This window comes from Poseidonibacter lekithochrous (assembly GCF_018861145.1).
Classification (GTDB): Bacteria; Campylobacterota; Campylobacteria; order Campylobacterales; family Arcobacteraceae; genus Poseidonibacter; species Poseidonibacter lekithochrous_A.
The window spans coordinates 24,213-44,125 of the sequence record NZ_JAHKQT010000003.1 but is presented as its reverse complement, the minus strand read 5'-3'; the positions used below and the strand labels follow the sequence as shown (position 1 = coordinate 44,125).

The following is a 19,913-nucleotide window of genomic DNA, read 5'->3' as shown; positions in this document are numbered from 1 at the left end:
CTTTATTTTATCTTATATTATTAGTTTTATGTTAAAATTGCATAAAAACTAAGGTAACTACTTTATATGAAATTTACAACACAAAATCCTGAAAAATCTTTACATTTAGTATCTCTAGGCTGTACAAAGAATCTAGTTGATTCTGAAATTATGCTAGGAAAACTAAAAGATTATAGAATAAGTGATGATGCAACATCTGCAGATGTATTAATTGTTAATACATGTGGATTTATTGATTCTGCAAAAGAAGAGAGTATTAATACAATTTTAGACCTACATGACCAAAGAAAAGAAGAATCAGTTCTTGTTGTTGCAGGGTGTTTAACACAAAGATACCAAGAAGAGTTACAAAAAGAAATACCTGAGGTTGATATTTTTACAGGTGTTGGTGATTATGATAGAATTGATGAACTTGTAAATGAAAAAAGAAGTGCTTTTACAAATCAAGTATTTTTATCTTCACATGAAAATGAAAGAGTAATAACAGGTTCTTCATATCACGCATATGTTAAATTAAGTGAAGGATGTAATCAATCATGTTCATTTTGTGCAATTCCTAGCTTTAAAGGTAAACTTCACTCTAGAACGCTTGAATCACTTGTAAAAGAAGTAAAATCTTTAGTATTAAAAGGTTACACTGACTTTACTTTTATTTCACAAGACTCTTCATCTTTTTTAAGAGATTTAGGACAAAAAGATGGTTTAGAACAACTTATATCTGAAGTTGAAAAAATTGATGGTATAAAAACTGCTAGAATTTTATATCTTTATCCATCAACAACAACATTAGACTTAATTGACAAAATTGCTGATTCAAAAGTTTTCCAAAACTATTTTGATATGCCACTTCAACATATAACACCTTCAATGCTTAAAATTATGAAAAGAGGAAAAGGTGTTGAAAAGTTAATTGAATTAATGGATCATATGAAATCAAAACCAAACTCTTTTGTAAGAACAACATTTATTGCAGGTCACCCTGGAGAAACACAAGAAGACCATGATGCATTATGTGAGTATATTAAAAACTATAAATTCGATCGTGCTAATGTATTTTCTTACTCAACAGAAGAAGGAACAGCAGCTGCTAAATCTAATATGCTAATTGATCAAGAAACTATTGATAATAGAGCAGATGAGATTGGTGAGATTATTGCACAAACTACGCAAGAATCATTAGAAAAAGAAGTTGGAAAGACTTTTGAAGTTTATATTGATGGAGAAAGTGACGAGCATGAATTTCTACTAAGTGCTAGAAAAACTATTTGGGCACCTGATATTGATGGAGAGATTTATATAAATGATAATGAACTTTATGATGAAAACGATCCAAAACAGCTTGAATTTGGGAAAATATATACAGTAAAAATTACTGAATTATCTGGAGATAAATTACTAGCAACAGTAATTAAATAGAACTAGTGAACTTAAATTTTAGTGCCATAAAAGAATCGAAAAATTTACTAGCATTCTCCGCTGGTATTGATTCTACTGCACTATTCTTTCTACTTTTAAAAGAAAATATTGATTTTGATATTGCAATTGTAAATTATAATGTAAGAAAAGAATCAAAAGATGAACTTCAATATGCAAAAGACTTAGCTTTAAAATATAATAAAAGAATCTTTTACAAAGAAGTTCATTTAGAATCTAAATCTAACTTTGAAAAAACGGCAAGAGATATAAGATATAGTTTTTTCAAAGAAATCATAAAAAAGTACTCTTACGATACTTTAATAACAGGACATCAACTAAATGACAAACTAGAATGGTTTTTAATGCAACTAAGTAAAGGTGCTGGATTAGTTGAACTTATAGCTTTTAAAGAGTTTGAAAAGAATGAATTATATATAACATTCAAGCCTTTGCTTGATATTTCAAAAGATGAACTAGAAAGTTTTCTTAAAGAAAATAATATCAAATATTTCATAGATAAAAGTAACTATGATGAGAAATATAAAAGAAACTATTTTAGACATAATTTTTCAGACAAGTTTTTATATGAATATAAAGAAGGAATAAAAAACTCTTTTAAATATTTAGAAAAAGATATCACTTCATTAAATATCTCAAATAAGGCTTCATATAAAATATTTCAATTAGAAATATATAAAAATATGCATGATGAAAATTTAAATATACGACTGATTGATTTATCTTTAAAAAAAAGAGGTCTTTTAATTTCTCTAGCGCAAAGAAATGAAATTATAAGACAAAAAGAAATTACAATATCTGATAAAGTTTGTATTAGCATTAAAGAGGATTTTATTTGGATATGTCCAAAATCAAATGAGATTATGGATAAGAAGTTTAAAGAAAAGTGTAGAGTACAAAGAATACCTAAAAATATTCGAGCTTATATAAAAGAAAAAGAGATTAAACTAGAAAATTTAATGTTCTAAAAATCTCTTCATTTTCTTCATCTTTATAAGTTCTAATCGAGATTCTTCTTTATGATTTTTTAGAAAATTTATATTTTTAAAAAAAAGTTCTTTTAATTGTTTTAAATCTTCAAGCTCTAAATCAAAATCTTGAATATCATTTTCATCAAGATATTTATTATGCCATCTAACTAAAGAATCAGCCTTTTCCATAGAATCTAAAGAATCAATATAAATTAATTCTTTAAGAGCTATTAAAGACCTGTTTCGTCTTTCCATGCGTCTATTAATCCTTGAGTTACTTTTATTACTTGATTTATAGAGTTAATATTATCATCAACTCCAGCAGAGAATAGTGTTTCTATTTGATATAAATATAAACCATCTAAATAGTATGCTACTTCACCACCATCAAAATCAAGAACATTTCTTAATTCATCAAAAATTGCAATTGCTTTATTTATATATGTAAATTTTGCTTCAATATTTTCATCTTCAATTGCACTTTTTACGAAAGACAAGTATTTAATAACTCCTTCATAAAGCTTTAGTATTAAAGCATATGGATCATCTGATACTGCATTTTGTTGATTGTAGGCTTCTATCCCCATATAGTAGGTCTCCATTTAGTTTTAGTATTTTAATAATATTTAAGAAGTATAGTATATACTTACTTAAATATCATTAGGATATGAATAAAATAATTTTTAACTCTTATCCTGCCGTTGATTGTTCTATCATTAATGATAAACCTGAAAAAGATGATTCATATTGTGTAATAATGGCAGCATAAGATCCAAATTGCGCAGATAATTGAGTATATTTATCATTTAAAGCTTCTTCGGCTTTCTCTTTATCTTCATTTAATGTATCTTCTCTTTCTTGCATAGATGATTCATATAAACCAATTACACCATCACTAAATCCCATAGTATCAATTAACTCTTTTATTTGTGTCCCTAGTCCTTTATTTTCAGCACTACCAATAAATAGATCTTTAATCGCATCAACATCTTCATCTAAAGCTTTATTAAAAACTTCAGAATCTAATGTTAAAGAGCCATCTTTATTTAATTCAAATCCAAAGTTAAATACTGATTTATCTGAATTTGCACCATAAGATCCAAATAATTTATCTTTTATTTGATTTACAATATCTTTTAAAGCAGATTTATCAGCAATATCAGAATCTGCAGAGTAAACTTCACTATCAACTAAAGCTACTAATTCATTATATTTCTCAATAAATGTATTCATACTTGTTTCAATAATAGTATTATCTTTTGTAATATTAATACTAGAAATACCTATTTCCGTTGCTGCTATTTTTAAACCATCAACTTCTAGACTATTAGCTGAAACATTATATTCAACACCATCAACTAATGCTTGCATATCTTGTGCTATTAAAGTATGATTCAATTCATTACCTGTTCCCACAAAACCTAAAGCATTACCAGCTTCACTATCAGTAATAACAATTTTATTGTCAATCCCTGATTCACTACTTTTTAACACAAGTCTATAAGAATCCGTGCCTACTTGCTCTAATGATGCATTTACTCCACTAATCAAATCTATTTCAGCAGCAATCTCTTCATATGTTTTATTTGTAGTATCAATTGAAGTTGATTCCCCACCCACTGTAATTTCTAAATTACCTAAGTTCACAACTTCATCTTTTGCTATAACATTAACTGCATTTGATTGGTAAGCATCTTTTTGCGCTAAGCTCTTTATTTCAACAGTAGTAACACCTTCATTTAATAAAGAAATATCAGCAGCATCAAATACTACAGAATCACCAGTTGCTGTTGCAGTTTTTTGATCAAATGCAGTTGAACCAGTTGATGAGAATAAATCAAATACTTTTATAGCCTCTAAAACTTCATTTACTTTATCATCAATTGTAGAAAACACTTCTCTTTCACTTGTAATACTTTCTAAACTTGTTTCAAGTGGCTCAACAGTTGATTTTCTTTCTGCTGTTTTTAATTTGTCAATTAAATCCTGATTTAAAGATGCAGCTTGACCTGATCCTAATCCTAAAATACCTTCAGCCATAATACTTACCTCCTATTATCTTTTTAATCCAAGTAATGTTTGTAACATTTCATCAATAACTGTTATAATTTTTGCATTTGCACTATATGCAGCTTGGAACTTAATTAAATTTATCATTTCTTCATCTGAATCAACCTTTGTTAGTTGATCATGAGCACTCTCTAAAGATTGAAGAACACCCTCTTGAGTTTTTAATAAAAAATCATTACTTTCTTTATCCGAAGATACATTTATTCTAATATCTTGGAAAAATTCAGATAAGGAACTTACTGAATTACCTGTTGAATCTTGTTTTTCACCAGTAAATGAAATATCTTTTTTCCATTGTAAAGTAGCTAAATAATCTAAATCACCTTGCTCTAAATCATTTACTGTATTCTCATTAAACTTTAAAGACATCACACTTCCGCCAGAAAATAAATCAATATTATTAACTGTACTTGATACATAAGCACTCGTAGAGGAAGATGAACTTAAAGAATCAATACTTATATCACCATAAATATACTCATCATCACCTGTTTTTACATAACTATCTGTTAAATCACTTAATGTTTGAGCAAAAGAATCTAACTGATCTTTGTAGCTTTGAATTTTATTATTATATGATGTTGAATCTAGATTATCAAGTTGTGATTTTAATATCCCACTCTTTACAGTAATTTCACTCTCATATATACTAACAAATGTTCTTGATTCTGATTCTTTACTATAAATATCATTTGCAAAATAATTCTCTTTTTCTGTTATTGTCAAAGGATCATTTTCATCCGCTTGTTCAACTAATGTAATCCTACCTTCAAAGTTACCTTCACTTCCGTCAACTTTTGATTCAATATGTAAAAAATTATCTTGCCCTGGATAAAGTTCTTTTTTATCTCCAGCTGCATCTATTTCGTAATTTCCATTATATGCTGCAACTAAGTTACTTATATCTGTATCTGTATTTATTTTATGTGTTAACGCTCTAATATAATTAGAAGAATTAACTGTTACCCCAATATCAATTGTTCCATCGCCATCGGAATCAAAATCTAATGTTTCTCCATGCATAACACTAACTTCAAATTCATTATTAATCTTATAAGAGATTACATCTTTATCATCAAAAGTTGTAGTATTTAAAGCATTGGAACCATTATCATCTACATATTTATCTATTTGAGGAGTTTTTTCTTCTTCAACAACTAGATTTCTTACATTTGTACTATATCTAACAGCAGTTGTCCCTGCAATTTTTAATTCATACTCACCATATTCACTTCTTACATCAATATCAACATACATTGATAGTTCTTTTTCTAACTGATCTCTTTTATCTAGAAGGTCATTAGAAGAAGAGTTGTATTGACTAATTTTTTCATTAACTAGACCAATTTCTTTAAGAATATCATTTATTTTTACTACATTACTACTCAAATCTTCTTTTTCTAAAGATTCTTGTTTCTGTATATTAGAATATATATTTTGTAAAGATTCTACTAAAGTATTACCTTCATTTTGTAAAACGGTTCTCGCAACTTCAGAGTCAGGATTAGCTCTTAAATTTTCAACAGATTGTAAATATCTATTTAAATCTGCAGAGAAACCACTACTTTCAGTCTCTTTAAATGCAGATTCAACATTAGCTAAGGTTTCAGATAGTTTATCATATTGATTTAGTTTTGTATTTTCAGATAGAATATTTTCATACATATATTGAGAAGTGATTCTATAAGCAGAACCAGAATCAACACCTCTACCTGTTACTCTATTATCACTTTGTTCTAGTTCACTAAGTTGAACAACTCTTTTTTTGTATCCAGGAGTATTCTCATTAGCAATATTATTTGATACATTTTCAACTGCAACTTTTGCAGCATTTAAACCAGACTGTGAAACATTTAGTGTACCTAGCATTGAGACTCCTTTAGGATAAGATCTCCTATTATTACATTACAATTCTTAAAATTAGATTAAAATGGCCAGATAGCTCTAAATAGTTTTGTTCCCCAAGGCGTTTCTAAAATATTTGCTTCTTGTCCTTCTTTGTCATACAATACTTTTAGATTTGCCATTTGAGAAGAACTAATAGAATTGTCAGAGCTAATATCATAAGGTCTTATAACACCACTTATAATAATTTCTTGTTTTTGTCCATCAATTAATAATTCTTTTGAGCCTTTAATAAAATAATTACCATTTTGATAAGTTTCTTCAATAATTGCAGAAATTACAGTTTCAAAAGTTTCATCAAATTGTGTTTTTACAGCACCTTTATCTGAAGAAGAGCTATTAGTACTAAACCCAACACCTAGTGTACCATTTAGTTTATTTGCTAAATTATTAACTGTACCATTTAAAACATTTGTCCCTGTTCCAGCTAAAATACCACCACCTAAATCATTTTCACGTGTACTTGTTAGCTCTCTTTTATCATTTGAATCAGCAGATAAAGATTCACTAATATTAATCTGAATTATATCACCTACTTGTAGGTCTTTTTTATCTGCGAATAAAGAAGCACCTTGCATAGAATATAAGGAACCTTTATTATTTTTAGGCGCTGGTATTTTTTTTGGAATTTGAATTCTTGGTTTTGTAAAGTTAATTTCTTGCTCGGGTAAAACACCACATGCAGTAAATAGAAAAGTAATTGTTATAAGTAATATACTATTTTTCATCTAATCTACTTTTTACTATATATTTAACATCAATTGCGATAATGATTTCATTTAGTGTATTTTTTATTAACGCCATAGTTCCATATCTAACTTTTAATGCATCTAAATTAGTTTTAGGTTCACAGATTATTACAACTTTATTCTCAATAATTTTTACATGTTGTATATATTTCTGACCTATTAAATCTACAGCTTTCTCAATTTCCGTAAGTATAGCTTTTTCTAAACTTTTCTTATATTTCTTTGCTTCTAAAGCTTCTAATTTTTCTGCTTTTTTTGTTTCAATTTCAATTCTTTGCTTCTCTTCAAACTCTTTACTCATATAAAGATAGTAAGCAGCAAACATTCCTACTAATACAGCTAAAGAAATGAACTTTATAATTTTTTGTTTTTTATTTCTTTTTACAGCTACAATCATGATTCTATTTTATTACAAATGTTGTAAATAATATTTGCTTAATATTATTCGCTTTTACATCTTCGTTATTAGATGTAACTTCATTAATAATATTATTTATTTCCTCTAAAAGCTCTTCTTTTAATAAAGCTTTACCCCCAACAGTTAATAATTCTTCAGAACTTCTAGCACTAATTTGGTTTATTACTACATCAATAACTTCTGCTCTATACTCTTCCATAATTGAAGCGATTGTAGGTTCAACACTTTTAACAGCAAAAGATAGTTTCATTAACTTCTCTTTTCCTTTAGCATTTGTAATATTTAGAACTAAATCATCAACATTAGCTTTGAATGTTTCTTTTGAATTTCCTGCTTCTTCTTTTTTAACCACTTCTTGATTAGAACCAGTATTTTTAGGAGAGAACATACCTTGAGAATACAAGAAGTAAGCTCCACCAGCAACTGATAATAATAAAATTACAACTAAAGCAATTAGTACAATAATCATACCTTTTCCTCCACCTGAACTTTTTGTTTCTTCTGCATTTTCTACGTCAGCCATTGTTATCCCTTTTTATTTTCTACTTTAAAATTCTCAAGCATTAATGTTAATTCTGCTGCATTTGGAACACTTAAATATTTCATTAATAATGTTACATTCTTTTCTTTTAATTTTAAGATTATATCAAAAACATCTTCAATTCTTCCCTCACTAATCATTTCATTAAAAATTGAAGCTGAAATTTTTGGCTTCATAGAATTATAAATTTTTGCTGTTTTACTATTTACTGTTTCAGTCATATCTTGTAAGATTGTAAGGTTTTTATCATGTAAAGCTTGGATTTCTGCTTTTTCTTTCTTAATTTGATCAAGTATAGTTTCTAACTCTTTTTTTCTATCTTGATACTCTTTTTCTTTTTGGTTATAAAAAGAGTTTAATTCTTTTTTTAATTCTTTTACTTCAATTCTTTGCTTGATTAATGCACTACTTGTTTCATCTGCACAAAACAATATAGTAGAAAACAATAAGAAAATAATAATTTTATTAAACAATTTATACCCCCTTATCCTGATATGTATTTACTTTGAATATATTCATTAGCTTCTTCTTCCTCAGCAGCTAACATTCTTTTAATCGTTTCTTGTCTCTGCTCTTCTAAAATATAACCAAATTGTTCTGTTTCTTTTTGTAATTCTACTATATCTTTAATTAGTAATTCTAATTCTTTATTAAGATTGTTTTTTTCAATCTCTAATTTTGATATATGCAATTTCATTGTATTTTTATGCATTTGTAAAACAGCAAAATCTGAAATTGCACCAAATTTTTGTACAGTCGCAGCATCCATTTGTGTTTTTGTAATTAATATTTCAGCATCAATTCTTTCTATTTTTGAAAGTAATTGACCCTTTTGCATAAGTCGTTGATCTGTTTGAGTTTTTTTTAGATTAAATAATTGATCAATCATATTTAATTACCAAAAACGAGTATTAAATCCCATAAATCCCTCGTATATGTTTCAATATTATCTCCAATCCAAGGTAAAGATATTAATATAAAAGCAGATACAAATACAACTTTTGGAACAAAACTAAGTGAAGCATCACTAACTTGAGTAACAGCTTGAAAAATAGAAATCACTAATCCAATTACCATACTAACAAGTAGAGAAGGTAAACCAAGTAAAAGTATTATTTTTACTGTGTTTTCTGCAATTCCAATTAAATCCACATTTAATCTTTAATTTTTATTGTAATTTCTAAAGTCTTATTATTTAATAGTTTTGATATTAATTCTGCAATATCATTAACGTTTGAACTTTCAACTTCTATTTTTTGATTACTTGAATCATTACTTGCAGTTGCCACTGGACTATCAATATTTGACAAAGCATTTAAAACATCTTCTTCATTTAATGAATCAAGTTCTGAAAAATTACTAGACATATCATCTCCTTGTATAGGTTCTTCCAAAGTTATATTTTCCATTTCCATAAAATCTGATTCTTCTTTTTCTACTTCATGAACTTTCTCTTCTTCAAATATATTCTCATCATCGTAATCAGATTGAATATTGTTTAATCCAAAATCTTCTTCAAAGTTAATCACTGAAGAAAATTCATCTTTTGATAACTCGTTATTTGAAGTATCTTCATCATTTATAAGACCTTCTATTTCATCTAAATTTACATCTTTAATATTAATATCTTTAACTTCTTGATTTTCTTCACTCGTGTGTTCTTCATTATCATCATTTGCACTTGAAAGAAGTTGAGCTAATTCCTCATCTAACTCTATATCAAAATCATCTTCCATTTCATTATTTTCTTCATTTTCATAAGCTTCATCTACAATATCAATAATTGAATTTTGTATACCTGGTTCAATCTCTTTTTGTTGTTCATGTTTTTCTAGAATATACTTAGGTATTTCTTTTAAGGAATCTACTGATATATCAGCTATTCCATTATCTAATAAGAACTCTTCCTCAATACCATCTTTAGGAGTAAGAAATTTTATTTTTTGGGAAATTGCATTTTTTTTAATGATTTTTTCATCATCAATTAAATAAATATCATTAGGACTTGCTTCAATTGTAGATTTTAATACATCTAAAGTTTTAATGTCTTCAATTTTTGTATCACTATCTAATTTAAATTTTATATTTGCATGTTCTAAAGTTTCATGTATTTCTTTTTTAAAACTATTATTGCCATAAATATAAATATTCAAATCAATGCCCTGTAACAAATTTTATTACAATGATTATACCTTTTTTTATTAAATTTACGATAAAATAATTAGAATTAAGCCTAAGGTAGCATATTGAAGTATTTTTTATTAGTATTATTTTTATTTTCATCTTTATACTCTCAAACTGTAAAGGACATCTCAAATATTATTGGAATTAGAGATAACCAACTTATTGGATATGGTTTAGTAGTAGGACTTGCAGGAACGGGTGATAAATCAAAGTTTACGATGCAATCCCTTCAAAACTTACTTAGAAATTCATATATTAAAATTCCTGCTGCTTCTATTAATTCTAAAAATATTGCAGCTGTTATGGTAACAGCAAATCTCCCTGCTTTTTCAAGACAAGGCGATAAAATAAAAATAAAAGTATCTACTATTGGTGATTCAAAATCTATTGATCATGGTGAACTTTTAATCACCCAGCTAAAAGGTGTTGATGGAAAAGTTTATGCTCTTGCACAAGGGACCATTGTAGCAAATGCAAATAATAAAACTACAGGTTTTGTTTATCAAGGTGCTACAGTTGAAAATGAAATTGATTATAATTTACAAGAAGAGAATCATGTAACTTTAAGTTTGTATAAAAGTTCTGCAAAAAATGCAGATTTAATAGAAACAAAAATAAACAAGAAGTTTGGAAGAAAATTGGCTTATGCTATTGATACAAGAACTATTCGAGTTAATAAACCTGATGAAATTTCTATTATAAAATTTATATCTATGATTGAGAATATTCCTTTAAGCTCTGATTTTAAAAAGAAAATAATAATTGATATGAATAGAGAATCAATAATTGCTGGTGCTGATATAGAGATATCTCCTGTTACAATTGCAAGAGATTCTTTTACAATCAGAATTAAAAAATCTCCTTTAAATGAACCACAATGGGATGATCCTAAATATAATAAAGGTGTTGATGTAGGCGATGATGTAACAATTGCTGATAAAGCAGCTGTTGATATTAATAATGCAATGATTAATACAAAAAGAACTCCTACTGTTTCAGATTTAGTAAGAGCTATGAAAGTTATGAGATTACCAATGACAGAAATAATCGACACTCTTAAAATGATAAAAGAGATGGGTGCTATTGATGTTGAGTTCGAGATAAGAGGGTAATATGGCAGAATTTTTAAGTCAAGATGAAATTGATGCACTATTAGATATTGCCGAACAAGGGGAGGATATTGACAGCTCACCAATAGAAAAAGTTATATCTAAGGAGAAAAACTATTCTATTTATGATTTTAAAAAACCAAATCGAATTACACCTGAACAATTTAAAGCTTTTTCTACAATTCATGATAAAATGCTTAGAGACTTCATTACAGATCTTTCTGCAATGCTTAGAAAAATTGTTGATGTAAAACTTTACTCTATTGAGCAAATGACTTATGGAGAGTTTATTCTTTCTATCCCACAAATTACTTCACTTAATACTCTTTCTATTAAACCCATGGAAGGCAGAATTGTAATTGAATGTAACCCAGGTATTTCACATAAAATCATTGCTGAATTGTTAGGTTCAGGAGCTGTTAATACAAGTGATAATTTAGATAGAGAATTAACAGAGATTGAGGTAGAGATTTTTGAACATTTTTATAAAATGTTTATAAAAAATCTTTACAAAACATGGGATGATATTTCAACGTTAAACTTTAAAACTGAATCAAGAGATACTAATGCAAATGCAATTCAAATTATCTCAGATCATGAAATTGTATTGCTTGTAGTTCTTGAAATCACAATTGATGAAGAGTCAGGTTTCCTATCTATTTGTTACCCTATTTCATATATAGAACCTCTTTTAAATAAAATAGTTGAAAAAGTTTTTTCAGAAGGAAAGAATAGGAAGTCAAGTAGAAAAAAAGATATTAAAACTTTAATATCTGGTGCAAAAATGAAGGTTGAGTCAATTATGGCTGAAACGGAATTAACTGCAGAAGATATTTTAAATCTAAAAGTTGATGATGTTATTGTTTTTAATAAAAATGCTACATCTTCATCAAATAAAGTTTATATAAATAAAAAAGAAAAATTCCTAGCCTTATCAGGAATTTCAAATAATAGAAAAGCCATTCAAATAGAAGCTAATCTAGACAAAGAAAAATTAGAGACATTAGAAATATTAAGAGCTATGAGAGAAGAAAGACTAGTAAAAGCAGCTGAGAAGTCTGAAAGTATTAAAAGACTTCTTAGTGAACGAGAAGTTAAAAAGAAAAATTAATTCTTTTTAATACTCCATGTTAATGTTTCATCTGCATACATTGGTACTACATTTTCATCTTTATATTTATAAGAAGATGGAACTACAAAATCTTTTTTCTCAAAACTTATAGTTTTTCTTTTTGGAGTTAATCCATAAATTCTTTGTGCATTTAAAGATACAAAATCATTTAACTTATCTAAACAATCATGTTTTTCAAATAATTCAACTAATACTTGAAGAGCAATAGGAGAAGTAAATACACCAGCGGCACAACCACAAGACTCTTTTTTATGCTTAGGATGAGGAGCGGAATCACTACCAAACATTAATTTTGGATGAGCTTTTAAAGCTGCTTTTAATAATGCACTTCTATCTTCTGGTCTTTTTGCAATTGGTTTACAAAATAAATGCGGTTTTAACATACCACCAGCAACATCATCAAGTGTAATAAGTAAATGCTGTAATGTTACAGTTGCATGTAAATTGTCATACTTTTCAAGTAAATCTACAGCATCTTTTGTAGTAATATGCTCCATTATAATTTTTAAATCAGGGAAAGCTTTTGCAATTGATTCATAAATTGGCATAAACTCTCTTTCTCTATCCATCACAAAACCATTAGTTTCACCATGAATACATAAAGGAATTGCTAACTTACTCATTGACTCTAAAGTTGGTCTTAAAACTTCAACATCCATAGAAGAAACTCCTGTTTCAGAATTAGTAGTAATTCCAGCGGGATAAAGTTTAACTCCAATAATATCATCTTTAATATCTGCTAAAAACTCATATGAGTAATCAGCTTGAAAAAATAGTGTTACATGAGCATCAAAAATATCATCTTTACATGCTTCTTTAATTCTTTCTTTATAAGAAAGTAATGCTTCTTTAGTCGTAATGGGAGGTACTAAATTTGGCATAATTAAAGCACCTGTAAAAGTATTAGAAGTTAATGGACCAACTAACTTTAACATATCATCGTCACGTAAGTGAAGATGCATGTCTAATGGCTCATTAATCTCAAAAGTAGATAAACTACTCATTAAATAGCTTCCTCATCTTCTTCACCTGTTCTAATTCTAACAATTTTTTCAATATTAGATACGAAAATCTTTCCATCTCCAATTTTTCCTGTTTTTGCAGAATCTGTAATTAATTTAATGATACTATCAACATCTTCATCTGCAACAATTAATTCTAATTTAATTTTAGGAAGAAAATCAACAACATACTCGGCACCTCTATATAATTCAGAGTGTCCTTGTTGTCTTCCGTAACCTTTTACATCAGATACTGTCATTCCTGTAATTCCAGCTTCTGTTAATGCGTCCTTTACGTCTTCTAATTTAAATGGTTTTATTACTGCTTCAATTTTTTTCAAACTATATCCTTTTTAATTCTCTTTATTCTATCAAATTTTATATAAATTTATAACTTACTAGAAAGCTCTTTTAAATTCTGGGTAAGCTTCAATACCACATTCTACAACATCTAAACCTTGCATTTCTTCGTCATTATCTGCTCTTAATGGTGCTATTTTATTAATAATAAATAAAATAATATATGATGATATAAAAGCAAAAGTTCCTACAAGTAAAATACCTTTTATTTGTCCTAATAAAGTAATATCTGTTCCATTAGATGCAAATATTCCAACTGCTAATGTTCCCCAAATACCATTTAATAAATGAACAGATAAAGCCCCAACAGGATCATCGATTCTAAATTTATCAAAAAAACTTACTCCAAATACAACGATAATACCCCCAATAGCTCCAATTAAAATTGGCGTATAAATACTATACAAATCAGGTCCTGCTGTAATTGCTACTAAACCACCTAATGCACCATTTAATATCATAGTAATATCTAGTTTCTTATATCTAAAATACATAAACGCTGCAACCATTATAGCACCAGCAAGTCCAGCTGTATTTGTATTCATAATAGTAAGAGCAACTGCATCTGCATTCTCTTTTGATGCAATTGACCCAACTGATCCTCCATTAAATCCAAACCAACCAATCCATAAAAGGAAAGCTCCTAATGTTACTAAAGGAATATTAGAAGCAGGTATAACTTTAACTCCACCTGTTTTTGTATATCTTCCTTTTCTTGCACCTATTATCATAATTGCAGCTAATAATGCCCAGCCACCAGTTGAATGAATTACTGTTGAGCCTGCTAAATCATACATTGATAAAGAAAGAATTGTTCCCTCTAAAAAGTTCATTCCCCATGTAATATTTACAATCAGGGGATAAAGTACTGATGCCATAATAATTGTAAATGCAGCAAGAGGAAGAATTTTAGCTCTTTCACTAACACCACCAGACATAATATTTACTACCTTCCCAACAAATGCCATTTGAAACATAAAGGCAGCCCATTTACTCATACTATCACTTCCAAAATCTCCAAAAGCTACTGAATAACCTATAAGCAGAAAAGATAATGAGGCAATTGCATAAATTAATGTATTAATAGTTAATACAGCTGTGACATTTTTTGTTCTAACAATACCTGCTTCAAGCATTGCGAAACCTGGAACCATGAAGATAATTAATGTCATAGCAAAGATTGCGTATAAAGTATCAATTATATAAGAGACAGATTCTATATTCATAAATAAATCCTTGTGATTGTTTTATTTATATTATATAGAGATAAAAAATAATTGTTTTTAAGAAGTTGTATAAAAAGTATACGATTCAAGAAAAAAGTCTATTTCTTGAATCATAAGTATTAGTTAAATTGCATCAGAACCTTTTTCTTCTGTTCTAATTCTAACTACTTCATCTAATGATGAAACAAAGATCTTACCATCTCCAATTTTTCCAGTTTTTGCTGATTGAACAATTGCTGTTATTGCTACATCAACCATGTCTTCATGAACAACTAAATCTATTTTAATTTTTGGTAAAAAATCTACTACATACTCAGCCCCTCTATATAACTCAGAGTGACCTTGTTGTCGTCCATAACCTTTTACGTCATAAACACTCATTCCTGTAATTCCAGCTTCAACTAGTGCATCTTTTACATCTTCTAGTTTAAAAGGCTTAATTATTGCTTCAATTTTTTTCATCTTTTACTTCCTATGCTCTTTTAAATTCTGGATAAGCTTCAAGTCCAGTTTCATGAATATCAAGACCATCAATTTCTGTCTCTTCATCAACTCTTAATCCAACAACCATATCTAAAATTTTCCATACGATGAATGAAGAAATAAACACAAATGCTCCAATAACAACAATACCTTTAACTTGAGCCATAATTGCAACTTCAGGATTAAAAATACCTACAGCTAATGTTCCCCAAATACCTGCAACTAAGTGAACAGATAAAGCACCAACTGGATCATCAATTCTTAATTTATCCCATAATGGAATAGCAAGTACAACTAATGCACCACCAACAATACCTTCAATAAATGAAACAACCATACCTAAATCAGGTCCAGCAGTAACAGATACAAGTCCACCTAAAGCACCATTTAAAACCATTGTTAAATCAACTTTCTTATATAAAAGTTGTGTTAATAATGCAGCCATGATTGCACCAGCACAAGCAGCCATATTAGTATCAGCAATTACCATAGCAATTCCATCAATATCAGCTTTAGATCCTAATGCTAATTGAGAACCACCATTAAATCCAAACCAACCCATCCATAAAATGAATGTACCTAAAGTTGCTAATGTAAGATTAGAACCTGGAATCGGTCTAACTTGTCCATTTTTACCATATTTACCTTTTCTAGCACCTAAGATTAAAACACCAGCTAATGCAGCCCATCCACCAACAGAGTGAACAATAGTTGAACCAGCAAAATCAGAGAACCCAGCAATTACTCCACCAAGTTCAGATCCACCCCATGTCCAGTGACCTTGAATTGGATAAATAACACCTGATAAAACAACAACAAAAATTAAGAATGGCCATAACTTCATTCTTTCAGCAATTGTTCCTGAGATTACAGAAGCTGCAGTTGCTACAAATACTACTTGGAAAAAGAAATCAGCCATAACAGGATAACCCATTGCTTCATTTGTTTTACCACTTAACATTGCTCCACTACCAATAAATGAACTTCCGTCACCATACATAAAGTTGTATCCAACAAAATAAAACATAATACAAGATATTGCGAATAATGACATATTCTTTGTTAATACAGTCGCATTATTTTTTGTTCTCGTTAACCCAGCTTCAAGCATTGCAAATCCTGCAGCCATCCACATTACTAAAATTCCTGCAAACACGAACAGGAAACCATCTAAGATGTATTTTACATCAGCAAAATTTTCCATAAGACCCCTTTGTCAATTTTTATACGGGTATTATAAAACATTACATATGATAAGTAAACATACTACCTGTATATTTATTATACAATTATTTAAAATATTTATAGACACATATTTTTATAAGTATTTTATATCAATATATCTATTTTTTAGCAAAGTGATAATATCATAAATAAAATTTAACACATAAAGAGTGAATACATGTTAACAGATTTTATAAGTAAAAAAACATATACTCATAAGGACTTATTAAAAGAGTTATTAAAACCTCTATTTGATCAAAAAAAAGTTGATACTATTTTTAAAAATTCTAATATTGATATTAATTGGCAAAATGATAATAAAGAAACATTTTTACATATATGCTCAAAAGCTGGTTGTTTAGAATCTGTTAAATGGCTATTAAATAAAAATATTAATACAGAAATACAAAACCTTGAAAATGAAACAGCAATATATTATGCTTTACATTCTAATAACTTACCTTTAGTTACATTGTTAATTGAGTTTGGAACTAATGTAAATCATTTAAACATCCATAATAGATCTTTAATTCAAGAAGCCATAATTTCGTGTAATAATAATGTAGTTAGTTACTTAATATCTCAATCAGAAAATCTTTCAAATGAAGATAGATATGGAAATAATCTTATTTTTGATGCAATTGCTAATGGACGTAAAGAAATAATCGTTTTAGTTGCCTCTTTAGAGGAAGTTGATATCAATCATATCAATCATAAAGGAAATACTATATTACAACAAGAAGTTGTTTTACGTAATAATGAACTTGCTATTGAGTTAATGCAATTAGGTGCAGATCCTACTATATCAGATAAAAATGGAAAAAACTTTTTATTTTATGCTATCTCAAAAGGCTATAAAAATGTACAGATTTTAGAAAAAGCTGTTGAATTAGGTTGTGATATAAATACTAGAAGTTCCACTAATACTACTATTTTAATAGAATCAATTAATCACTTTTTAAATACGCCAGAAGATAAACAAGAAGAAAGAGAGAACCATTTATTAATGGTTAAAGAACTAATTGTAAAAGGGGTAGAAATTGAAGCAATTGATGATAAAAATGAAACTGCATTTTTTGCAGCAACAAGAAGTGCTGATATCAAATTAATTGACATTTTTTTAAATAATAACACTATTTCAATAAATCACCAAAATATACAAGGTGATACTGTTTTATCAATTCTTATACTAAAAGGGGTTGCAAATATTAAAACTATTATTAAATTTCTAGAACATAATGCCAATCCAAATATAAAAAATAAAAAAGGTAAAAACTGTATTGAAATACTAAGTGATATAATTTTATTTTTCCAAAATCATAAAGAAATAGATTCTGATATTGAAGAAAAACTAGATATTAATGGCGAGTACTTAACTGTTTTAGCAAAAATTATAGAGCATTCAAAAGTAGATTTTACACAACTAAATTCACAAGGGAAACCATTATTCTTTGATTCTATTTTATACTTTAATATGAATTTATTTAAAATATTTAGAGATTCTAATATTGATATAAACCTAAGAGATAAAGAAGATCACAATATATTATTTGAATTAATGGATTATAATTATTCACATTCAAGTAAAAAAGATAAAAAACAATACTTAGAAATGATGCAAAATTTGATTAATATAGGTGCTGATGTTAATGCAAAAAATCATGAAGGACTCACTCCTTTACATAAATCAATTTCTAAAGAATGTGAATATACAGTAAAGCTTCTTCTAGATGCTAAATCTGATACATTAGCTCTTGATAATAAAGGTAGAAGTATTATTCATAACTGTATTTGGAAAGATACAACAAGATATTTCAAATTAATTCATTCTTATAACCCAAATATAATTAATATACCAGATAGGTTTGGTTTAAAACCAATTAATTATGCGGCATTTATGGGCAAAAAAGATTTAATAATTCAAATGCTTGATGCAGGTGCATTAGTAAATAACCCACATAAAAAAGATCCCAAGATATTACAATTTTTTGAAAAATTTCATAAAAATATAATTAATATTGAAGATGGTGTTAAAAGTGAAGTGGATAGAAGAAGTTTACGATTACTAGCAAATACTATGATTAAAGAGTTTAATATAAAAGAGTAAGAGATAGTTAAATTATTCTTATATAATCTTATAATTTTTAATATAAATTAACCACTTGGTTAAAAATTAACCATATAAATACTGTTAACTTTCATACAACTAAGTATAATGTGGAAAAATATAGGATTATTTAATGAAAGAATTCATAGAAACCTACAAACAACATCAAGAAGAGATAGAGTTCTTTTTACAAGAAAGTGTTAGAAATCTTGGTAGTTTAAAAGCTCATAAAAACAATGATTTTTCAAAGCTATTTAATTTATTTCCTTCTTTAGAACTTATCTATTTTACAAATAAAGATACTAAAATCCAAAGCTCGCCAAACTATTATAGAAATAAAATTGAAGAAGATGCAAAAGATAAAAACAGGTCATATTTAATCTCAAAGCTAGAATTTAAAGGTGAGAATATTGCTTTTTCAACTCCTTATATTAGTATTGCAACAAGAAATAATTGTGTAACACTTACAATTAAAGAAGGTGATGATATTATATTTCTAGATTTTAGAATTGATATATTACTTGAGAAATTAAACCTACTTGAACTTAATAAACCATTTCATGCTGTTACAAAAGGTTTTTATATCTTAGCAGGTTTTTCGATGATGATATTAGCAATAATTACTATTGCATTCTCTTTATATGATTTTATCTATTATTTATTTATTAAGAATGACTTATCTTTAGAAATGATATTTAAACCAATAATAGCATTAACTCTTAGTATTGCAATTTTTGATTTAGCAAAAACAATACTCGAACAAGAAGTATTCTTTAAATCTTATTCAAAGAATGCAAAAGTTGAAACAAAAATATTAACGAAGTTTTTGAGTACAATTATCATTGCCTTGTCAATTGAAGCACTTATTGTGGTATTTAAAATAGCTTTAAATGATTATGATAAAATGATAAATGCATTTTATTTGATTGCTGGTATTTCTTTAATTTTATTGTCACTCACTGCATTTACTTACTTTTCAACAAACAAGAGTAAGTAACT

The 19,913-nt window shown here is 27.7% G+C and carries 22 protein-coding genes; 6 read left to right on the top strand and 16 right to left on the bottom strand.

The annotated features are described in order from the left end of the window. Window positions 1–66: 66 nt before the first annotated feature. A complete protein-coding gene (gene rimO, locus KO488_RS01040) occupies window positions 67–1,416 on the top strand; it encodes a 30S ribosomal protein S12 methylthiotransferase RimO (protein ID WP_216056929.1) in 1,350 nt (449 codons plus the stop codon). A 5-nt stretch (window positions 1,417–1,421) separates the two neighbouring features. Continuing rightward, window positions 1,422–2,402, top strand: coding sequence for a tRNA lysidine(34) synthetase TilS (tilS, locus tag KO488_RS01035; RefSeq protein ID WP_216056928.1), 981 nt, complete (start codon window positions 1,422–1,424; stop codon window positions 2,400–2,402). Here tilS and KO488_RS01030 read toward each other — a convergent pair. The 11 genes from KO488_RS01030 to KO488_RS00980 form a co-directional block, all read right to left on the bottom strand. Beyond that, window positions 2,391–2,660: a hypothetical protein gene (locus KO488_RS01030; RefSeq protein ID WP_216056926.1), complete on the bottom strand. Its 270-nt coding sequence runs from the start codon at window positions 2,658–2,660 to the stop codon at window positions 2,391–2,393. The genes tilS and KO488_RS01030 overlap by 12 nt on opposite strands. After that, window positions 2,636–2,992 (bottom strand): flagellar export chaperone FliS, encoded by a 357-nt coding sequence (gene fliS / locus KO488_RS01025; RefSeq protein ID WP_216056925.1) that lies wholly within the window; start codon window positions 2,990–2,992, stop codon window positions 2,636–2,638. The genes KO488_RS01030 and fliS overlap by 25 nt, the downstream gene beginning before the upstream one ends. A 103-nt stretch (window positions 2,993–3,095) precedes the next feature. Continuing rightward, entirely contained in the window at window positions 3,096–4,445 is a 1,350-nt protein-coding gene (fliD, locus tag KO488_RS01020; RefSeq protein WP_216056924.1) for a flagellar filament capping protein FliD, read from the bottom strand. 15 nt (window positions 4,446–4,460) lie between these two features. Next, a complete protein-coding gene (locus tag KO488_RS01015) occupies window positions 4,461–6,344 on the bottom strand; it encodes a flagellar hook-associated protein FlgK (RefSeq protein ID WP_216056923.1) in 1,884 nt (627 codons plus the stop codon). A gap of 56 nt (window positions 6,345–6,400) precedes the next feature. Further along, entirely contained in the window at window positions 6,401–7,108 is a 708-nt protein-coding gene (locus KO488_RS01010) for a flagellar basal body L-ring protein FlgH (RefSeq protein ID WP_216056922.1), read from the bottom strand. Further along, complete coding sequence (locus KO488_RS01005; protein ID WP_216056920.1) at window positions 7,098–7,526, bottom strand: hypothetical protein; 429 nt, start codon at window positions 7,524–7,526, stop codon at window positions 7,098–7,100. Before KO488_RS01005 ends, KO488_RS01010 begins: the two co-directional genes overlap by 11 nt. Before the next feature lie 4 nt (window positions 7,527–7,530). After that, complete coding sequence (locus KO488_RS01000; protein ID WP_216056919.1) at window positions 7,531–8,070, bottom strand: flagellar basal body-associated FliL family protein; 540 nt, start codon at window positions 8,068–8,070, stop codon at window positions 7,531–7,533. 2 nt (window positions 8,071–8,072) lie between these two features. After that, complete coding sequence (locus KO488_RS00995; RefSeq protein ID WP_216056918.1) at window positions 8,073–8,561, bottom strand: hypothetical protein; 489 nt, start codon at window positions 8,559–8,561, stop codon at window positions 8,073–8,075. Between the two features lie 11 nt (window positions 8,562–8,572). Further along, window positions 8,573–8,977, bottom strand: a complete 405-nt coding sequence (locus KO488_RS00990; protein ID WP_216056917.1) for a hypothetical protein — start codon at window positions 8,975–8,977, stop codon at window positions 8,573–8,575. A gap of 2 nt (window positions 8,978–8,979) precedes the next feature. After that, window positions 8,980–9,240 carry a flagellar biosynthetic protein FliQ gene (locus KO488_RS00985; protein WP_216056916.1) on the bottom strand — a complete coding sequence of 87 codons (261 nt, stop codon included), beginning with the start codon at window positions 9,238–9,240 and terminating at the stop codon, window positions 8,980–8,982. Window positions 9,241–9,242: 2 nt separating this feature from the next. After that, a complete protein-coding gene (locus tag KO488_RS00980) occupies window positions 9,243–10,241 on the bottom strand; it encodes a hypothetical protein (RefSeq protein WP_216056915.1) in 999 nt (332 codons plus the stop codon). Window positions 10,242–10,334: 93 nt separating this feature from the next. Here KO488_RS00980 and KO488_RS00975 point away from each other — a divergent pair, with 93 nt between their 5' ends. Together KO488_RS00975 and fliM are read left to right on the top strand one after the other, a co-directional pair. After that, window positions 10,335–11,384, top strand: a complete 1,050-nt coding sequence (locus tag KO488_RS00975) for a flagellar basal body P-ring protein FlgI (RefSeq protein ID WP_216056914.1) — start codon at window positions 10,335–10,337, stop codon at window positions 11,382–11,384. Between the two features lies 1 nt (window position 11,385). After that, entirely contained in the window at window positions 11,386–12,492 is a 1,107-nt protein-coding gene (gene fliM / locus KO488_RS00970; RefSeq protein WP_216056913.1) for a flagellar motor switch protein FliM, read from the top strand. Here the strand turns inward: fliM and pyrC are convergent. The 5 genes from pyrC to KO488_RS00945 all read right to left on the bottom strand — a co-directional run bounded on the left by pyrC (window position 12,489) and on the right by KO488_RS00945 (window position 16,787). Continuing rightward, window positions 12,489–13,517 (bottom strand): dihydroorotase, encoded by a 1,029-nt coding sequence (gene pyrC / locus KO488_RS00965; RefSeq protein ID WP_216056912.1) that lies wholly within the window; start codon window positions 13,515–13,517, stop codon window positions 12,489–12,491. The genes fliM and pyrC overlap by 4 nt on opposite strands. Then, window positions 13,517–13,855 carry a P-II family nitrogen regulator gene (locus KO488_RS00960; RefSeq protein WP_216056911.1) on the bottom strand — a complete coding sequence of 113 codons (339 nt, stop codon included), beginning with the start codon at window positions 13,853–13,855 and terminating at the stop codon, window positions 13,517–13,519. The genes pyrC and KO488_RS00960 overlap by 1 nt, the downstream gene beginning before the upstream one ends. 57 nt (window positions 13,856–13,912) lie before the next feature. Then, the gene (locus KO488_RS00955) at window positions 13,913–15,100 is read right to left on the bottom strand and encodes an ammonium transporter (RefSeq protein ID WP_216056910.1); all 1,188 of its coding nucleotides are present in this window, start codon (window positions 15,098–15,100) and stop codon (window positions 13,913–13,915) included. A 123-nt stretch (window positions 15,101–15,223) separates the two neighbouring features. Continuing rightward, window positions 15,224–15,562 carry a P-II family nitrogen regulator gene (locus KO488_RS00950; RefSeq protein WP_216056909.1) on the bottom strand — a complete coding sequence of 113 codons (339 nt, stop codon included), beginning with the start codon at window positions 15,560–15,562 and terminating at the stop codon, window positions 15,224–15,226. Between the two features lie 10 nt (window positions 15,563–15,572). Continuing rightward, on the bottom strand, window positions 15,573–16,787 hold the full coding sequence (locus KO488_RS00945; protein WP_216056908.1) for an ammonium transporter: 1,215 nt from the start codon (window positions 16,785–16,787) through the stop codon (window positions 15,573–15,575). Between the two features lie 198 nt (window positions 16,788–16,985). On the opposite strand from KO488_RS00945, the gene KO488_RS00940 reads away from it, so the two are divergent. Continuing rightward, window positions 16,986–18,914, top strand: a complete 1,929-nt coding sequence (locus tag KO488_RS00940) for an ankyrin repeat domain-containing protein (RefSeq protein WP_216056907.1) — start codon at window positions 16,986–16,988, stop codon at window positions 18,912–18,914. A 133-nt stretch (window positions 18,915–19,047) separates the two neighbouring features. Beyond that, window positions 19,048–19,911 (top strand): hypothetical protein, encoded by an 864-nt coding sequence (locus KO488_RS00935; protein ID WP_216056906.1) that lies wholly within the window; start codon window positions 19,048–19,050, stop codon window positions 19,909–19,911. Window positions 19,912–19,913 lie beyond the last annotated feature (2 nt).